This is a genomic window from Pseudomonas sp. P1.31 (assembly GCF_001269815.1).
Classification (GTDB): Bacteria; Pseudomonadota; Gammaproteobacteria; order Pseudomonadales; family Pseudomonadaceae; genus Aquipseudomonas; species Aquipseudomonas rustica.
In genome coordinates this window covers 475,177-490,484 of record NZ_LHVN01000007.1, presented here as the reverse complement: position 1 = coordinate 490,484, position 15,308 = coordinate 475,177, and the positions used below count along the sequence as shown (strand labels likewise).

Sequence of the window (15,308 nt, the reverse complement as noted above, 5' to 3'; positions counted from 1 at the left end):
GGGATAAATCCCCTCGCCACAATGGCTCCCCTTTCACACTTAAAGAGGCCCCAATGAACAACGCTCTGAACCAGCTCCAGCCCTACCCGTTCGAAAAGCTCCGCGCCCTGCTCGGCACCGTCACGCCGAACCCGGACAAGCGTCCGATCGCCCTGTCGATCGGCGAGCCGAAGCATCGCTCGCCAAGCTTTGTCGCCGAAGCGCTGGCGAACAGTCTGGATCAGATGGCGGTGTACCCGACCACCCTGGGCATCCCGGCCCTGCGCGAAGCCATTGCCGGCTGGTGCGAGCGTCGTTTCGGCGTGTCGAGCGGCTGGATTGATCCGGCGCGCAACGTGCTGCCGGTCAACGGTACCCGTGAAGCGCTGTTCGCCTTCACCCAGACCGTGGTCAATCGCGGCGACGAGGCGCTGGTGGTCAGCCCGAACCCGTTCTATCAAATCTACGAAGGCGCCGCGTTCCTCGCCGGGGCCAAGCCGCACTATCTGCCGTGCCTAGACGAGAACGGCTTCAACCCGGATTTCGACGCGGTATCGCCGGACATCTGGAAGCGTTGCCAGATCCTGTTTCTGTGCTCGCCGGGCAACCCGACCGGCGCACTGATCCCGGTCGATGTGCTGAAAAAACTCATCGCCCTGGCCGACGAATACGATTTCGTGATCGCCGCCGACGAGTGCTACAGCGAACTGTACTTCGACGAGCAAACCCCGCCGCCGGGCCTGCTCACCGCTTGCGTCGAACTGGGTCGCAAGGATTTCAAACGTTGCGTGGTGTTCCACAGTCTGTCCAAGCGTTCCAATCTGCCGGGCCTGCGTTCCGGTTTCGTTGCCGGCGATGCCGACATCCTCAAGGGCTTCCTGCTCTATCGCACCTACCACGGCTGCGCGATGCCGGTACAAACGCAACTGGCCAGCGTTGCCGCGTGGAACGACGAAGAACACGTGCGCGCCAACCGTGCGCTGTACCGCGAGAAGTTTGATGCAGTACTGGAAATCCTCAGCCCGGTGATGGACGTGCAGCGTCCCGATGGCAGCTTCTATTTGTGGCCGAATGTGAACGGTGATGACGCGGCGTTCTGCCGTGATTTGTTCGAACAAGAGCATGTCACTGTGGTGCCAGGCTCTTATCTGTCCCGCGATGTCGACGGCGTTAACCCCGGCGCCGGACGCGTGCGCATGGCGCTGGTTGCGCCACTGGCAGAGTGCGTTGAAGCGGCAGAACGTATTCGCGCGTTTATTACCCGTCAGAAATAAACAACTGAATACCGTGCCAGGCAATCTGGCACGGTAACTTGCGCTTGCAAGTTACACTTCAAAACAACTGATCACTCCCTCTTTCGTCCCTCACGACTTACTCTTGATTCGCGAATTTCATCGCATAAAATTCAACATCAAGTACAACTTCAGGGAAGAAGATAAAGATGAATGATCTCCAGGATTGCAAACTCCTACAGTGGCCGGATGATCTCGCTGCTTATGAGGCGGCCATTGAAGAGAATCCGGCGAACGCAACTTCCGCCAGCGGTGGTCGACGCAAACGCTCGCTGATCAACTATTCAAAACTGTGGGCCAATGGTCGAACGCTGACCATCGCCTTCATCGACGACGTCGATCCTGATCACAAACGCAAAATCATGGAGGCAGCTGTTCGCTGGATTCCATACGTTAATCTGAGTTTCGAGTTTGTCGATGACCTGCAAGGTGATATTCGCATCGCCACAAAGAATAATTACAACAGTTCCATGCTCGGCACAGACGCGCTGCTGATTCATCCGGATTGGCCAACGATGAACCTGGGCGTCAAACCGGATCATGAAGACTTTGAAACCATTGTCACCCACGAGTTTGGCCATGCTCTGGGCGCCATGCACGAACACCAGCACCCGCAGGCCGACATCCCTTGGGACAAACCGAAAGTGTACGACTATTACCAGAACCGCGACATGGGCCCGCTGACCCCGGAGCAAGTGGACTTCAACCTGTTCACGCCATTCAACACCCTCGAAGCTATTTACACCGAGTACGACCGTAAATCGATCATGCATCATCCGGTATCTAACGATTTGACTTTAGGCGACTGGGAGAACCCGATCAATCGCGAGATCAGCAAGAAAGACATCAAGATGATGAGCTTGCTCTATCCCCAATAAACAATCTCGCAAAAACAAGGAAGTTAAACTATGTTATCCAATTCAACTTACGCCCCCGCCCTGTCCCAGCCAAAGTCTTGTGGAGTGCATTACTGATGTGGGCTAAAAAAAATCCATCGAAACTGTGGACTCCCGGCCGCACTCTTCGTATCGCCTTCCTCAATGGCACGCAAGAGTTCAAAGACGCGACCATCGCGGCAGCCAGCAATTGGTTGCCGCACATCAACTTGAAGTTTGATTTCGTTGAGGGTGTCGAGGGGGATATCCGCATACTTAGCAACGATGGCGTTTTCTCGTCCAATATTGGCACTGACGCCTTACTCAATACCCATACAGCGACGATGCAGCTCTGGCCTCACCCGGCCATTCACGCGCGTTATTTCGCCGCGAATGTGATGCATGAGTTCGGCCATATGCTGGGTGCGGAACACGAACAGATCCACCCGGCAGCCGCAATTCCATGGAACGTGCCCGCCATCTACGAAAAACACGGCATTACCGATAATCCTGATGAGGATAACTACGAGGCGAACAGGAAGCGCCAATGGCTACACCGTGAGTATCTTGATCGGGGAGCCACCGAAGACAGCATTTGCTCGGACTACGACCGCAAGTCGATCATGCACTACGTCATTTACCAATCCTGGACCACAGGCGATTTTCAGAACTTTCTTAATCTGGAGCTCAGCGAAAAAGATAAAGCCTTCATGGCGAAGGCTTACCCCTGCCCGGTGTAAACCCGGGCTTGGTTATTTCACCTGTCCCAGATTTGCCTCGCTCAAATCGAGCTCTCCCAACACTTCACGTAATACGTCATCACCAATCTGGTGATGACGGCTGAGACTATAGAGTTCCAGGCGCTGCGCTCGCAGCGCCTTCAAACGCAAACGCCGCTCCAGCAGATCCATCTGAAACGCCATCGCCTGCGCTTCGGCGGAGTCGTTGAACACGTCGAGTTGATGACGATATTCAGACATGATCCGCGCCTTGAGTTCTGCCGCCAGCGCTGCTTGTGCAGCATCTTGCGGCGGTAACTCTTCAGTTTCCAGAGAGTGAATCGCTGCTTCGGCGGTTTTGCGCCAGGCATCGCGTACTTCTTGGCGACGCTTGTCGTCCGGGCTCTTTTCGATGCCGCGCAGTAACAGCGGCAGCGCGATACACGCCGAAATCAGTGAGAGCAGAATCACCCCGGCGGCGATGAAGATCAGCAGATCACGCTCGGGAAATGCCTCCGCGCCCATCAGCATCGGCACCGACATCACACCCGCCAGCGTCACCGCGCCGCGCACACCGCCGACGGTCAGCAGCCAGCAGGAGCGCGCGGTCGGCACTTGAGTCAACTCACCCTTGCCGCGCAAACGCCGCAGCAACACCGACAAACGCCAGATGCTCTGCACCCAGATAAATCGCAGCAGCACCAACGCGAGGAAAATCGCCACGACGTCGAGGCCGCGATACAGCAGGGTCGGCCACAACGTCGGTTCGTGGCTGACCACGGCTTTGATGATGTCCGGCAATTGCAGGCCGAGCAGCAGGAAGATCAAGCCGTTGAAAGCAAATTCCAGCAGCGACCAGACACTGCGGTTGAGCAAACGGGTGCTGGTCTGCCGAGGCAGCAGGTCGAGCCAGCTCTGCATCATCCCCGCCGCCACTGCCGACAGAATGCCCGACACGCCGAGGCGTTCAGCCAAGACATACGCGGCGAACGGCAGCAGCAACATAAATACAACATGCGTCGCTGGATCATCCCAGCCGCGCGCGATCATCCACGAGCGCAGGCGCCCGACCAGCCAGCTCAGCGCCACGCCGACGGCCAGACCACCGAGCGCCACCACGACAAAGGTCAGGCTGGCATTGGTCAGCGAGAACACGCCGGTGATGGCTGCGGCCAAGGCGAACTTGAACGTCACCAGGCCAGAGGCATCGTTCATCAGCGCCTCGCCCTGCAGGATGTGCATCAGCGGGGTCGGCAAGCGGTTCTGCGAAATAGCGGAGACGGCCACGGCGTCGGTCGGCGACAACACGGCCGCCAAGGCGAAAGCCACGGGCAACGGAATCGTCGGCAATAACCAGTGAATGAAGTAACCGGCGCCGACCACGGTGAACAGCACGAGGCCCACCGCCAGCGTCAGAATCGGCCCGCGCAGATGCCAGAATTCGCGTTTGGGCATGCGCCAGCCATCGGAAAACAGCAGCGGCGGCAGGAACAGAAACAGGAACAGTTCGGGATCGAGGGCCACGTGCAAACCCAGCGTCGGCCAAGCGAGCAAGGCACCGGCGGCGATTTGCACTAAAGGAAGCGGCAGCGGGATGACCCGTCCGACCAGACGCGAAACGCTGACCAGCATCAGCAGGATCAGGACGGTGTAAGCGGTTTGCATAAAGCGGAAATCTCAGACAATCGACAGCGTTGAACTGCCATATTAGCCGCTTAGGATGCGTCTGGCGTTTGCACCTATGTCGCACACGCCCCAAATGATGTCCGCACAACAATGTGTAGGAGCTGCGGCACGCTGCGATCTTTTGATCTTTAAAGACACAATCAAAAGATCGCAGCCTCGTTTCACTCGACAGCTCCTACAGGGTTTTGCGTATTCGCCGAAGGGTCATGGCATAATCCGTCACCATTTTTCTCCAGCACCTGTAAAGGGGGCAATTCCTTGACCGTTTCAAGTAAAACGTTGCACCTTTTCGGCATCAAAGCCTGCGACACCATGAAAAAGGCGCGCACCTGGCTTGATGAGCACGCTGTCAGCTACGACTTTCACGATTACAAAAGCGCCGGCATCGACCGTGAGCACCTGACCCAATGGTGTGACGAGCACGGCTGGCAAACGGTGTTGAACCGCGCAGGCACGACCTTTCGCAAACTCGACGACGAACGCAAAGCCGATCTCGACCAATCGAAAGCCATCGAACTGATGCTCGCTCAACCCTCGATGATCAAGCGCCCGGTGCTCGATCTCGGTGACCGAACCCTGATTGGCTTCAAGCCAGATATCTACGCGGCCGCTCTGAAGTAAGCAGCCCGTCACTCTTTGTAGAGGTGTATTTACATGTCCAATTCCCTGTTCAGCATCGCCTTTGGTGTCGGCACTCAGAACCGTCAAGGTGCGTGGCTGGAAGTGTTCTACGCACAGCCACTGCTCAACCCATCGGCCGAACTGGTTGCCGCTGTTGCGCCGATCCTCGGTTACACCGAAGGCAACCAGGCCATCACCTTCACCACCGCTCAGGCTGCGCAACTGGCTGAAGCCGTGAAAGGCATCGACGCCGTTCAAGGCAAGCTGCTGACCCGTCTGGCCGAAAGCCACAAGCCGCTGGTCGCCACTCTGCTGGCCGAAGATGCACAGCTGACCTCGACGCCTGAGGCTTATCTGAAGCTGCATCTGCTGTCTCACCGTCTGGTCAAGCCGCACGGCGTGAGCCTGGCCGGCATCTTCCCGCTGCTGCCGAACGTTGCCTGGACCAGCCAGGGCGCGATCGACCTGAGCGAACTGACCGAAATGCAACTGGAAGCCCGTCTGCGTGGCGAGCTGCTGGAAGTGTTCTCGGTGGACAAGTTCCCGAAAATGACCGACTACGTGGTACCGGCCGGTGTGCGTATCGCTGACGCGGCGCGTCTGCGTCTGGGCGCTTACGTCGGCGAAGGCACCACCGTGATGCACGAAGGTTTCATCAACTTCAACGCCGGCACCGAAGGCCCGGGCATGATCGAAGGCCGCGTTTCCGCTGGCGTATTCGTCGGCAAGGGCTCCGATCTGGGCGGCGGTTGCTCGACCATGGGCACTCTGTCGGGCGGCGGCAACATCGTGATCAAGGTTGGCGAAGGCTGCCTGATCGGCGCCAACGCCGGTATCGGTATTCCATTGGGCGACCGCAACACTGTTGAGTCGGGCCTGTACGTGACCGCCGGCACCAAGGTGGCGCTGCTCGACGAAAACAACAACCTGGTTAAAGTTGTGAAGGCGCGCGAGCTGGCCGGTCAGGCTGACCTGCTGTTCCGTCGCAATTCGGAAACCGGTGCTGTGGAATGCAAAACCCACAAATCGGCGATCGAACTGAACGAAGCGCTGCACGCTCACAACTAAGCAGCCTCATCCGACTTCTGTAGGAGCAAAGCTTGCTCGCGAAGGCGTCCTTGAGGCCGCCAAAAGCTTCGCGAGCAAGCTCGGCTCCTACAGGGGGCGGTGTATATCCGCCCAAGTTCACAGGGCTGAACAGATGATGATTCCCTCCCCCTGGCGTGCCGATTTCCCGGCCATCGCCGCGCTGCAACGGCAAGACCAGACCTATCTGGACAACGCCGCCACCACGCAAAAACCCCAGGCCCTGCTCGACGCGCTGACGCATTACTACGCCAATGGCGCGGCCAATGTGCACCGTGCGCAACACCTGCCCGGCGCTCACGCGACGCAGGCGTTCGAGGACAGTCGGCTCAAGGTTGCACAGTGGCTGAATGCCGGAGACAGCGGGCAGATCATCTTTACCCACGGCGCCACCAGCGCGCTGAATCTCCTGGCTTACGGCCTGGAACATCTTTTCCACCCGGGCGATGAAATAGTCATCAGCGCCCTGGAGCATCACGCCAATCTGCTGCCGTGGCAGCAACTGGCGCAACGGCGCAATCTGAAACTGGTGATTCTGCCGCTGGATGCTGACGGTTTGATTGACCTCGCGGCTGCCGTGCATTTGATTGGCCCGCGTACACGCTTGCTGGCGGTCAGTCAGTTGTCCAACGTGCTCGGCGCATGGCAGCCATTGTCGGCGCTGCTGGGCATGGCCAAGGCGCAGAACGCGTTGACCGTGGTCGATGGCGCGCAAGGCGTAGTGCATGGTCGGCATGACGTACAGGCGCTGGGTTGCGACTTCTACGTGTTTTCCAGCCACAAGCTGTATGGGCCGGATGGTTTGGGCGTTCTGTTCGGACGCAATGCAGCGCTTGAGCAGTTGAAGCCTTGGCAGTTTGGCGGCGAAATGGTGCTGGAAGCCAACTACCACGACGCGCGCTTCCGCCCTGCTCCGCTGGGTTTTGAAGCGGGCACACCGCCGATTGCCAGCGTGATCGGCCTTGGTGCGACGCTGGATTATCTGGCGGGTCTGGATCAGGACGCAGTGTCGGTGCATGAAGCGGCGCTGCATGACTATCTGCTGCGTGGCCTCGCTGCTCGTAATGGCATTCGTTTGTTGGGCAAGCCGCAATTGGCGCTGGCGAGTTTTGTCGTTGAAGGTGTGCATAACGCTGATCTGGCGCACTTGCTGACCGAACAAGGTATTGCCGTGCGCGCCGGGCATCATTGCGCGATGCCGCTGCTGAAAAGCTTCGAGCTGGCCGGGGCGATTCGCGTGTCGCTGGCGTTGTACAACGATTCCGAGGATCTGGAACGGTTCTTTGAAGCGCTGGATCAGGCGCTGGAGATGTTGCGATGAGCTTGCCGGTCGAGGCTGCCGAGGCGTTGCAGACTTTTCAGAATGCGGCTGGCTGGGAACAGCGGGCGCGGTTGTTGATGCAGTTTGGTGATCGGTTGCCACCGCTAAGTGACGCCGACAAATGCGAAGTCAATCGGGTGCATGGCTGTGAGAGTCAGGTGTGGCTGGTTGGGGAATTGCGTGACGGTTACTGGCAGTTCAGCGCCAGCAGCGATGCGCGGATGATTCGTGGGTTGGTGGCGTTGTTGCTGTTGCGAGTGAACGGACTGTCAGCGGCAGAGTTGCAGCAAATTGATCTACCAGACTGGTTCAATCAGCTCGGCCTTTCGCGTCAGCTATCGCCCTCGCGCAGCAATGGCCTCAATGCAGTGCTCCAGCGGATGAATGATCTGGCCTCCACCCTGTAGATACTCTGTTTACGGTCAAGCTTTTGCGAGGTCTTTTGCGCTAAAAAGCTTGGCCGTATCGAAATCTTCTCCGGCTTGCATGCAAGCCCACAGGCCGGTCAGGTATTTGCGCATCACGGCGACGATGGCCTGCATCTTTCTCTTTCCTCGCCCGATCAGCGCTTCGTAATAGGCTTTCACGTTGCTGTCGCAACGAATGGCGGTCAGCGCTGGCATGTACATCGCTGAGCGTAGGTAGGCGTTTCCGCCCTTACTTATCCGTCCAGGTTTATCGATGCTGGTACCTGATTGCGTAAGCCGCACATCGAGTCCTGCATGTCGGCTGACCTGCGCGGATTTAAGCGTCACCGGCAAAGTCGTCAATTCAGCCAGTGCCGCAAATACTGAAATTTCGCCCATCCCCGGCGCTGCGATCATGTGCCCGAACTGGGCGCTTAACGTCGGGCAATTGTCGATCAGTGCCCGGCCTGCGAGCCTGAAACGCTCGATTCGCTTGTCGAAGGCCTCAATGGCTTCTTCTTCGTCTTCAATCAACATCGTCAGGGTTGTTTGAGTAGCCTTCAGCGCATGCAGCTCGTTCTTGGCTCGGGTGCGATGACATGTCAGACGATTGATATGCCTTCCGATAGCCCGCAACTCCAGCTGTATGGCTGTAGGTGGAGTCCACAATCTTGGGCTCATGCGCTCGCCGTATTCAGCTAGCAATTGGGCATCGATTGCATCGGTTTTGCTGTTTTTCAGCATCAGCTTGGCGAAGTTATGAAAGCTCTTCGGATTGATAACCGAAACGGGCAAACCCGCCGCAGCGAGCTCCATGGCCAAATCCAGGTAATAGATGCCGGTGGCTTCCATCACCACGGATAAAGGCTTGAGTTCGAGCAACTTGTTGACCGCCGCCTTACGCCCTGCGGGTGTTTGGTCGATGTTGCAGGCGCCTGCAAAACGACCGTCGTTACGCCAACCCATGGCGGTCGTGCGAGACCCCACATCCAAACCGACATGCATGCTCATGCTTTCAACTCCGAGTGAACTGGGTTAAAAATGCTTCCTGGTTCCCCTGACCTCGAACTTCATGCCACTGCAACCTTGTAATGCGAAGTCCGACTCGTCGGCTTCTCGATACTCTTCGTGGTGGGCAATGAGGCGGGGGGACCTCTCTACAGACAAGGTCAGGAGCAAGTCCTGCCTTTAGGAGCGATCGGTCTCCCCCAGAAAAACATCTTCGTATGTCCGCACCAGTGAGCCTAGATCTCAATTGACTGGTGTGAGGGCAACATACAAGGAGCTGCCGCAGGCTGCGATCTTTTGATCTTGAAAACAGGATCAAAAGATCGCAGCCTCGTTTCACTCGACAGCTCCTACAGGGGAATGCATTCCAATTGTAGGAGTGAGCCTGCTCGCGATGAGGCCATAAGCCCCAGCATCAAACCTGAGGTTTGACCCGCTCCGCCGGGCGCCGAACACCCGCGACAATCTTGTCCACAGCCTTGGTCGCCGCGACCATCCCAAACGTCGCCGTCACCATCATCACCGCACCAAACCCACCCGCGCAGTCCAGCTTCACGCCGTCACCGACAAAACTCTTTTGCAAACAAATGCTGCCATCCGGCTTCGGATAACGCAGTTGCTCGGTGGAAAACACACACGGCACGCTGTAATGCCGGGTCACGGTGCGCGAAAAGCCATAATCACGACGCAACGTGGAACGCACTTTCGAGGCCAACGGGTCGTTGAACGTACGGTTGAGATCGCACACCTGAATCAGCGTCGGATCAATCTGCCCGCCCGCGCCGCCGGTGGTGATGATCTGAATCTTGCGACGCTTGCACCAGGCAATCAGCGCAGCTTTGGCGTTGACCGCGTCGATGCAGTCGATCACGCAGTCGATGTTCGGCGTGATGTATTCAGCCATGGTCTCGCGGGTGACGAAGTCGGCCACCGCGTGCACGGTGCAATCCGGGTTGATTCCGCGCAGACGCTCGGCCATCACTTCGACCTTGGGTTTGCCGACGGTGCTGTCCAGCGCGTGCAGCTGGCGATTGGCGTTGCTGACGCAGACGTCATCGAGGTCGAACAGCGAAATCTCGCCGACGCCACAACGGGCCATGGCTTCCGCCGCCCAGGAACCGACGCCACCGACGCCGACGATCGCCACGTGGGCCGCGCGCAAACGCGCCAGACCTTCGATGCCATACAAACGGGCGATGCCTGCAAACCGCGGATCTTCTGTACTCATGACCATTACCCCAAAAACCGGCGCGCATTATAGGGCTACACAGCGACAAGTTTTAAGCTTCCAGCTACAAGTGTAAGAACTTAAGTCAAAGTCGGCTGCCCAATGTCGGGCATTTCCCTGTCAGATGTACGACTGGCGGACTGCCGGTGTAGGATGCGCGCCCTTTTGCAATAAGAAAGGCGCAACGCCAACCGACTCCTTCGTTCCACAGCCTTTGGAACCCGAAATAGCTATGTCATCGCGTAAATTTGGACTCAACCTGGTGGTGGTTCTGGCAATCGCTGCCCTGTTCACCGGTTTCTGGGCGCTGATCAATCGCCCGGTTTCCGCGCCGAACTGGCCGGAGCAGATCTCCGGTTTCTCCTATTCGCCGTTCCAGCAGGGACAATATCCGCAGAAGGATCAGTATCCGTCTGACGAAGAAATGCGCCGCGACCTGGAGATCATGAGCAAGCTGACGGACAACATCCGCATCTACTCGGTCGACGGTTCGCTGCAAGACATCCCGAAACTGGCTGAAGAGTTCGGCCTGCGCGTGACGCTGGGGATCTGGATCAGCCCCGATCAGGAACGCAACGAACGGGAAATCCAGCGCGCCATCGAACTGGCCAACACTTCGCGCAGCGTGGTTCGCGTGGTGGTCGGGAACGAAGCGATCTTCCGTAAGGAAATCACTGCGCAAGAGCTGAGCGTGTTGCTCGATCGTGTGCGCGCGGCGGTGAAAGTGCCGGTGACCACCTCCGAGCAATGGCACGTCTGGGAAGAACACCCGGAGCTGGCCAAGCACGTGGATCTGATCGCTGCGCACGTTCTGCCGTACTGGGAATTCATTCCGGTCGACAAGGCTGGCCAGTTCGTTTTCGACCGTGCCCGCGACCTGAAAAAACTCTTCCCGAAGAAACCGCTGCTGCTCTCCGAGGTTGGCTGGCCGAGCAACGGTCGCATGCGCGGTGGCGCCGATGCATCGCCGGCGGATCAAGCGATTTACCTGCGTACCTTGGTCAACAAGCTTAACCGCCAAGGCTTCAACTACTTCGTGATCGAAGCGTTTGACCAGCCGTGGAAGGCCAGCGACGAAGGTTCGGTCGGCGCGTACTGGGGCGTGTTCAACGCCGCGCGTCAGCAGAAATTCAACTTCGAAGGCCCGGTGGTCGCGATCCCGCAGTGGCGCGTACTGGCGATCGGCTCGGTGGTGCTGGCGCTGTTGTCGCTGACTTTGCTGATGATCGACGGTTCGGCCCTGCGTCAGCGTGGGCGGATCTTCCTGACCTTTATCGCCTTCCTTTGCGGTTCGGTGCTGGTGTGGATCGGTTACGACTACAGCCTGCAATACAGCACGTGGTTCAGTTTGACGGTCGGCTTCCTGTTGGCGCTCGGTGCGCTAGGGGTGTTTATCGTGCTGCTTACCGAGGCGCATGAACTGGCCGAAGCGGTTTGGATTCACAAACGCCGGCGCGAATTCCTGCCGGTCGAGGGCGACTCCAACTACCGCCCGAAAGTCTCGATTCATGTGCCTTGCTACAACGAGCCGCCGGAGATGGTCAAACAGACCCTCGACGCCCTCGCCGCGCTGGATTATCCGGACTATGAAGTCCTGATCATCGACAACAACACCAAGGATCCGGCGGTGTGGGAACCGGTGCGTGACTACTGCGCAACCCTCGGCCCGCGCTTCAAGTTCTTCCACGTTTCGCCCCTGGCCGGCTTCAAGGGCGGCGCGCTGAACTACCTGATTCCGCACACCGCAAAAGACGCCGAAGTCATCGCCGTGATCGACTCCGATTACTGCGTGCACCCGAAATGGCTGAAACACATGGTGCCGCACTTCGCCGACCCGAAAATCGCCGTGGTGCAGTCGCCGCAGGATTATCGCGACCAGAACGAAAGCACCTTCAAAAAGCTTTGCTACGCGGAATACAAAGGCTTCTTCCACATCGGCATGGTCACCCGTAACGACCGTGACGCGATCATTCAGCACGGCACCATGACCATGACCCGTCGTTCGGTTCTGGAAGAATTGGGTTGGGCTGACTGGTGCATCTGTGAAGACGCCGAACTCGGTCTGCGCGTGTTCGAAAAAGGCCTGTCGGCGGCGTATTACCACGACAGCTACGGCAAGGGTCTGATGCCGGATACGTTTATCGACTTCAAAAAACAGCGCTTCCGCTGGGCTTACGGTGCGATTCAGATCATCAAGCGCCACACCCGCAGCCTGCTGCGCGGCAAGGACACCGAACTGACACGCGGCCAGCGTTACCACTTCCTCGCGGGCTGGTTGCCGTGGGTCGCGGACGGCATGAACATCTTCTTCACCGTCGGCGCGTTGTTGTGGTCGGCGGCGATGATCATCGTGCCGCAGCGGGTCGATCCGCCGCTGCTGATCTTCGCAATCCCGCCGTTGGCGTTGTTCGTGTTCAAGGTCGGCAAGATCATCTTCCTCTACCGTCGCGCCGTCGGCGTGAACCTGAAAGATGCCTTCTGCGCGGCGCTGGCCGGGCTGGCGTTGTCGCACACCATTGCCAAAGCGGTGCTGTACGGCTTCTTCACCACCAGCATTCCGTTCTTCCGTACGCCGAAAAACGCCGACAACCATGGTTTCTGGGTGGCGATTTCCGAAGCGCGGGAAGAGCTGTTCATCATGCTGCTGTTGTGGGGCGCGGCGCTGGGGATCTATCTGGTCAACGGCATCCCGAGCAACGACATGCGGTTCTGGGTGGTGATGTTGCTGGTGCAGTCGCTGCCGTATCTGGCGGCGCTGATCATGGCGTTCCTGTCGTCGCTGCCAAAACCTGCGGCTGCGCCTGAACCGGCGCCAGTCGTCTAAATCCTCATCGATGCACTAAACGGCGGCCAATGGTCGCCGTTTTGCTTTAAGATAACCGCCATTTTGCGGGGCTTGGCGTGATATGCGGTGTAACTGACCGAACCCAATCCCTGTGGGAGCGAGCTTGCTCGCGAAGGCTTTGTAACATTCAACCCTTATGTTGCCTGATACACCGCTTTCGCGAGCAAGCTCGCTCCCACATCGGCCCTCGCTCAAATTCATGATCCCGGAGTTTTCCATGACGGCCCACGCCGACCTTTCGCCGACCCTCCAACTCGCCATCGACCTGATCCGCCGTCCGTCCGTGACGCCGGTCGACGCCGATTGCCAGAAGCAGATGATGCAGCGCCTGGGCGATGCCGGTTTCAGCCTCGAGCCGATGCGCATCGAAGATGTGGATAACTTCTGGGCGACCCACGGCACCAACGACGGCCCGGTGCTGTGTTTCGCCGGCCACACCGACGTGGTGCCGACCGGCCCGGTTACCGCGTGGCAGATCGACCCGTTCAACGCGCTGATCGATGAACACGGCATGCTTTGCGGGCGTGGCGCGGCGGACATGAAAGGCAGCCTGGCATCGATGACCGTTGCCGCTGAGCGCTTCGTTGCCGATTACCCGAACCACAAGGGCAAGGTCGCGTTCCTGATCACCAGCGACGAAGAAGGCCCGGCGCACCACGGCACCAAGGCTGTGGTCGAGCGTTTGGCCGCGCGTAACGAGCGTCTGGACTGGTGCATCGTCGGCGAACCGTCGAGCACCACGCTGGTGGGCGACGTGGTGAAAAACGGCCGTCGCGGCTCGCTCGGTGCCAAGCTCACCGTCAAAGGCATTCAGGGTCACGTCGCTTACCCGCATCTGGCGAAAAACCCGATCCACCTCGCCGCTCCGGCACTGGCCGAACTGGCCGCCGAGCATTGGGATCATGGCAACGATTTCTTCCCGCCGACCAGTTTCCAGATATCCAACGTCAACTCCGGCACCGGCGCGACCAACGTGATTCCGGGCGATCTGGTGGCGGTATTCAACTTCCGTTTCTCCACCGAATCGACCGTCGAAGGCCTGCAGAAACGCGTGGCTGACATCCTCGACAAGCACGATCTGGACTGGCACATCGATTGGGCGCTGTCCGGTCTGCCGTTCCTTACTGAACCGGGCGCGCTGCTCGACGCGGTGTCGGCGAGCATCAAGGACATCACCGGTCGCGAGACCAAAGCGTCGACCAGCGGCGGTACCTCCGATGGCCGTTTCATCGCGACCATGGGCACACAGGTTGTTGAACTGGGCCCGGTCAACGCGACCATCCACCAGGTCAACGAACGCGTGCTGGCGGCGGATCTCGACGTACTGACCGAGATCTACTACCAAACCATGATCAAGTTGCTCGCCTGATGCTTGCTTGCCCTATCTGCAGTGAGCCGCTGAATGCGGTGGATAACGGCGTGGTCTGCCCCGCCGGCCACCGCTTCGACCGTGCGCGCCAGGGTTATCTGAACCTGCTGCCGGTGCAGCACAAAAACAGCCGTGATCCTGGCGACAACCAGGCCATGGTCGAGGCGCGCCGCGATTTTTTGAACGCCGGCCATTACGCGCCGGTTGCCAAGCGTCTTGCCGAGCTGGCGGCGAGTTATGCGCCGGGGCGCTGGGTCGACATCGGTTGTGGCGAGGGTTATTACACCGCGCAAATCGCCGAGGCCTTGCCGAGCGCGGATGGCTACGCGCTGGATATCTCCCGTGAAGCGGTCAAACGCGCTTGCAAACGCAACCCGGCGATTAGCTGGTTGATCGCCAGCATGGCCCGTGTGCCGTTGGCGTCGGGCAGTTGCCAGTTTCTCGCCAGTGTTTTCAGCCCTTTGGACTGGGAAGAAGCCAAGCGCCTACTCAGTGTTGGCGGCGGTCTGATGAAAGTCGGCCCGACCAGCGGCCATCTGATGGAACTGCGCGAGCGTCTGTACGACGAAGTGCGCGAGTACACCGACGACAAGCATCTGGCCTTGGTGCCGGAAGGCATGGCGCTGGCGCACAGCGAAACCCTGGAATTCAAGCTGACGCTGGACAAGCCCGAGGATCGCGCCAACCTGTTGGCGATGACACCCCACGGCTGGCGCGCCAGTGCCGAGCGTCGCGCGGCGGTGATCGAACAGGCCGAGCCGTTCGAGACCACCGTGTCGATGCGCTACGATTATTTCGTTCTTCAATAAACTTTTGGTCTCGGGCGAGTGCCCGGGGCCGGCTAAATCCGCGAGTGGATTTTTCAGACCGCA

The 15,308-nt window shown here is 58.9% G+C and carries 13 protein-coding genes; 10 read left to right on the top strand and 3 right to left on the bottom strand.

Features of this window, described 5'->3' with window-relative positions; all coding sequences use genetic code 11:
* Window positions 1-53 precede the first annotated feature (53 nt).
* From dapC to AD669_RS05450, 3 genes are all read left to right on the top strand, one after another.
* Window positions 54-1,253, top strand: a complete 1,200-nt coding sequence (gene dapC / locus AD669_RS05460; protein WP_053117614.1) for a succinyldiaminopimelate transaminase — start codon at window positions 54-56, stop codon at window positions 1,251-1,253.
* A 167-nt stretch (window positions 1,254-1,420) separates the two neighbouring features.
* The gene (locus tag AD669_RS05455; RefSeq protein ID WP_053117612.1) at window positions 1,421-2,149 is read left to right on the top strand and encodes a M12 family metallopeptidase; all 729 of its coding nucleotides are present in this window, start codon (window positions 1,421-1,423) and stop codon (window positions 2,147-2,149) included.
* Window positions 2,150-2,244: 95 nt separating this feature from the next.
* Window positions 2,245-2,886: a hypothetical protein gene (locus tag AD669_RS05450; RefSeq protein WP_053117610.1), complete on the top strand. Its 642-nt coding sequence runs from the start codon at window positions 2,245-2,247 to the stop codon at window positions 2,884-2,886.
* A 12-nt stretch (window positions 2,887-2,898) separates the two neighbouring features.
* On the opposite strand, the gene AD669_RS05445 is transcribed toward AD669_RS05450, so the two are convergent.
* Entirely contained in the window at window positions 2,899-4,530 is a 1,632-nt protein-coding gene (locus AD669_RS05445) for a Na+/H+ antiporter (RefSeq protein ID WP_053117608.1), read from the bottom strand.
* A 279-nt stretch (window positions 4,531-4,809) separates the two neighbouring features.
* Between AD669_RS05445 and AD669_RS05440 the strand changes: the two genes are divergently transcribed.
* The 4 genes from AD669_RS05440 to AD669_RS05425 all read left to right on the top strand — a co-directional run bounded on the left by AD669_RS05440 (window position 4,810) and on the right by AD669_RS05425 (window position 7,986).
* Entirely contained in the window at window positions 4,810-5,172 is a 363-nt protein-coding gene (locus AD669_RS05440; protein ID WP_016985102.1) for an ArsC family reductase, read from the top strand.
* Between the two features lie 33 nt (window positions 5,173-5,205).
* Window positions 5,206-6,240, top strand: a complete 1,035-nt coding sequence (gene dapD, locus AD669_RS05435; RefSeq protein ID WP_053117606.1) for a 2,3,4,5-tetrahydropyridine-2,6-dicarboxylate N-succinyltransferase — start codon at window positions 5,206-5,208, stop codon at window positions 6,238-6,240.
* A 133-nt stretch (window positions 6,241-6,373) separates the two neighbouring features.
* Window positions 6,374-7,579, top strand: a complete 1,206-nt coding sequence (locus tag AD669_RS05430) for an aminotransferase class V-fold PLP-dependent enzyme (RefSeq protein WP_053117603.1) — start codon at window positions 6,374-6,376, stop codon at window positions 7,577-7,579.
* Window positions 7,576-7,986 carry a SufE family protein gene (locus AD669_RS05425; RefSeq protein ID WP_053117601.1) on the top strand — a complete coding sequence of 137 codons (411 nt, stop codon included), beginning with the start codon at window positions 7,576-7,578 and terminating at the stop codon, window positions 7,984-7,986. The genes AD669_RS05430 and AD669_RS05425 overlap by 4 nt, the downstream gene beginning before the upstream one ends.
* 15 nt (window positions 7,987-8,001) lie before the next feature.
* On the opposite strand, the gene AD669_RS05420 is transcribed toward AD669_RS05425, so the two are convergent.
* Window positions 8,002-8,997, bottom strand: coding sequence for an IS110 family transposase (locus AD669_RS05420; RefSeq protein WP_053116721.1), 996 nt, complete (start codon window positions 8,995-8,997; stop codon window positions 8,002-8,004).
* Window positions 8,998-9,409: 412 nt separating this feature from the next.
* Complete coding sequence (gene tcdA, locus AD669_RS05415; RefSeq protein WP_371262357.1) at window positions 9,410-10,222, bottom strand: tRNA cyclic N6-threonylcarbamoyladenosine(37) synthase TcdA; 813 nt, start codon at window positions 10,220-10,222, stop codon at window positions 9,410-9,412.
* Window positions 10,223-10,454: 232 nt separating this feature from the next.
* On the opposite strand from tcdA, the gene AD669_RS05410 reads away from it, so the two are divergent.
* The 3 genes from AD669_RS05410 to AD669_RS05400 all read left to right on the top strand — a co-directional run bounded on the left by AD669_RS05410 (window position 10,455) and on the right by AD669_RS05400 (window position 15,245).
* Window positions 10,455-13,046, top strand: coding sequence for a glycosyltransferase (locus AD669_RS05410; protein ID WP_053117597.1), 2,592 nt, complete (start codon window positions 10,455-10,457; stop codon window positions 13,044-13,046).
* 238 nt (window positions 13,047-13,284) lie between these two features.
* Window positions 13,285-14,436: a succinyl-diaminopimelate desuccinylase gene (gene dapE, locus AD669_RS05405; RefSeq protein ID WP_053117595.1), complete on the top strand. Its 1,152-nt coding sequence runs from the start codon at window positions 13,285-13,287 to the stop codon at window positions 14,434-14,436.
* Window positions 14,436-15,245 (top strand): putative RNA methyltransferase, encoded by an 810-nt coding sequence (locus AD669_RS05400; RefSeq protein WP_053117593.1) that lies wholly within the window; start codon window positions 14,436-14,438, stop codon window positions 15,243-15,245. Before dapE ends, AD669_RS05400 begins: the two co-directional genes overlap by 1 nt.
* Window positions 15,246-15,308: the final 63 nt, after the last annotated feature.

Coding starts and splice junctions, on each gene's coding strand:
- dapD (WP_053117606.1), top strand. CDS start 5,206: ATGTCCAATTCCCTGTTCAGCATCGCCTTTGGTGTCGGCACTCAGAAC.
- AD669_RS05430 (WP_053117603.1), top strand. CDS start 6,374: ATGATGATTCCCTCCCCCTGGCGTGCCGATTTCCCGGCCATCGCCGCG.
- AD669_RS05425 (WP_053117601.1), top strand. CDS start 7,576: ATGAGCTTGCCGGTCGAGGCTGCCGAGGCGTTGCAGACTTTTCAGAAT.
- AD669_RS05420 (WP_053116721.1), bottom strand. CDS start 8,997: ATGAGCATGCATGTCGGTTTGGATGTGGGGTCTCGCACGACCGCCATG.
- dapC (WP_053117614.1), top strand. CDS start 54: ATGAACAACGCTCTGAACCAGCTCCAGCCCTACCCGTTCGAAAAGCTC.
- AD669_RS05450 (WP_053117610.1), top strand. CDS start 2,245: ATGTGGGCTAAAAAAAATCCATCGAAACTGTGGACTCCCGGCCGCACT.
- AD669_RS05410 (WP_053117597.1), top strand. CDS start 10,455: ATGTCATCGCGTAAATTTGGACTCAACCTGGTGGTGGTTCTGGCAATC.
- tcdA (WP_371262357.1), bottom strand. CDS start 10,222: ATGAGTACAGAAGATCCGCGGTTTGCAGGCATCGCCCGTTTGTATGGC.
- AD669_RS05455 (WP_053117612.1), top strand. CDS start 1,421: ATGAATGATCTCCAGGATTGCAAACTCCTACAGTGGCCGGATGATCTC.
- AD669_RS05445 (WP_053117608.1), bottom strand. CDS start 4,530: ATGCAAACCGCTTACACCGTCCTGATCCTGCTGATGCTGGTCAGCGTT.
- AD669_RS05400 (WP_053117593.1), top strand. CDS start 14,436: ATGCTTGCTTGCCCTATCTGCAGTGAGCCGCTGAATGCGGTGGATAAC.
- dapE (WP_053117595.1), top strand. CDS start 13,285: ATGACGGCCCACGCCGACCTTTCGCCGACCCTCCAACTCGCCATCGAC.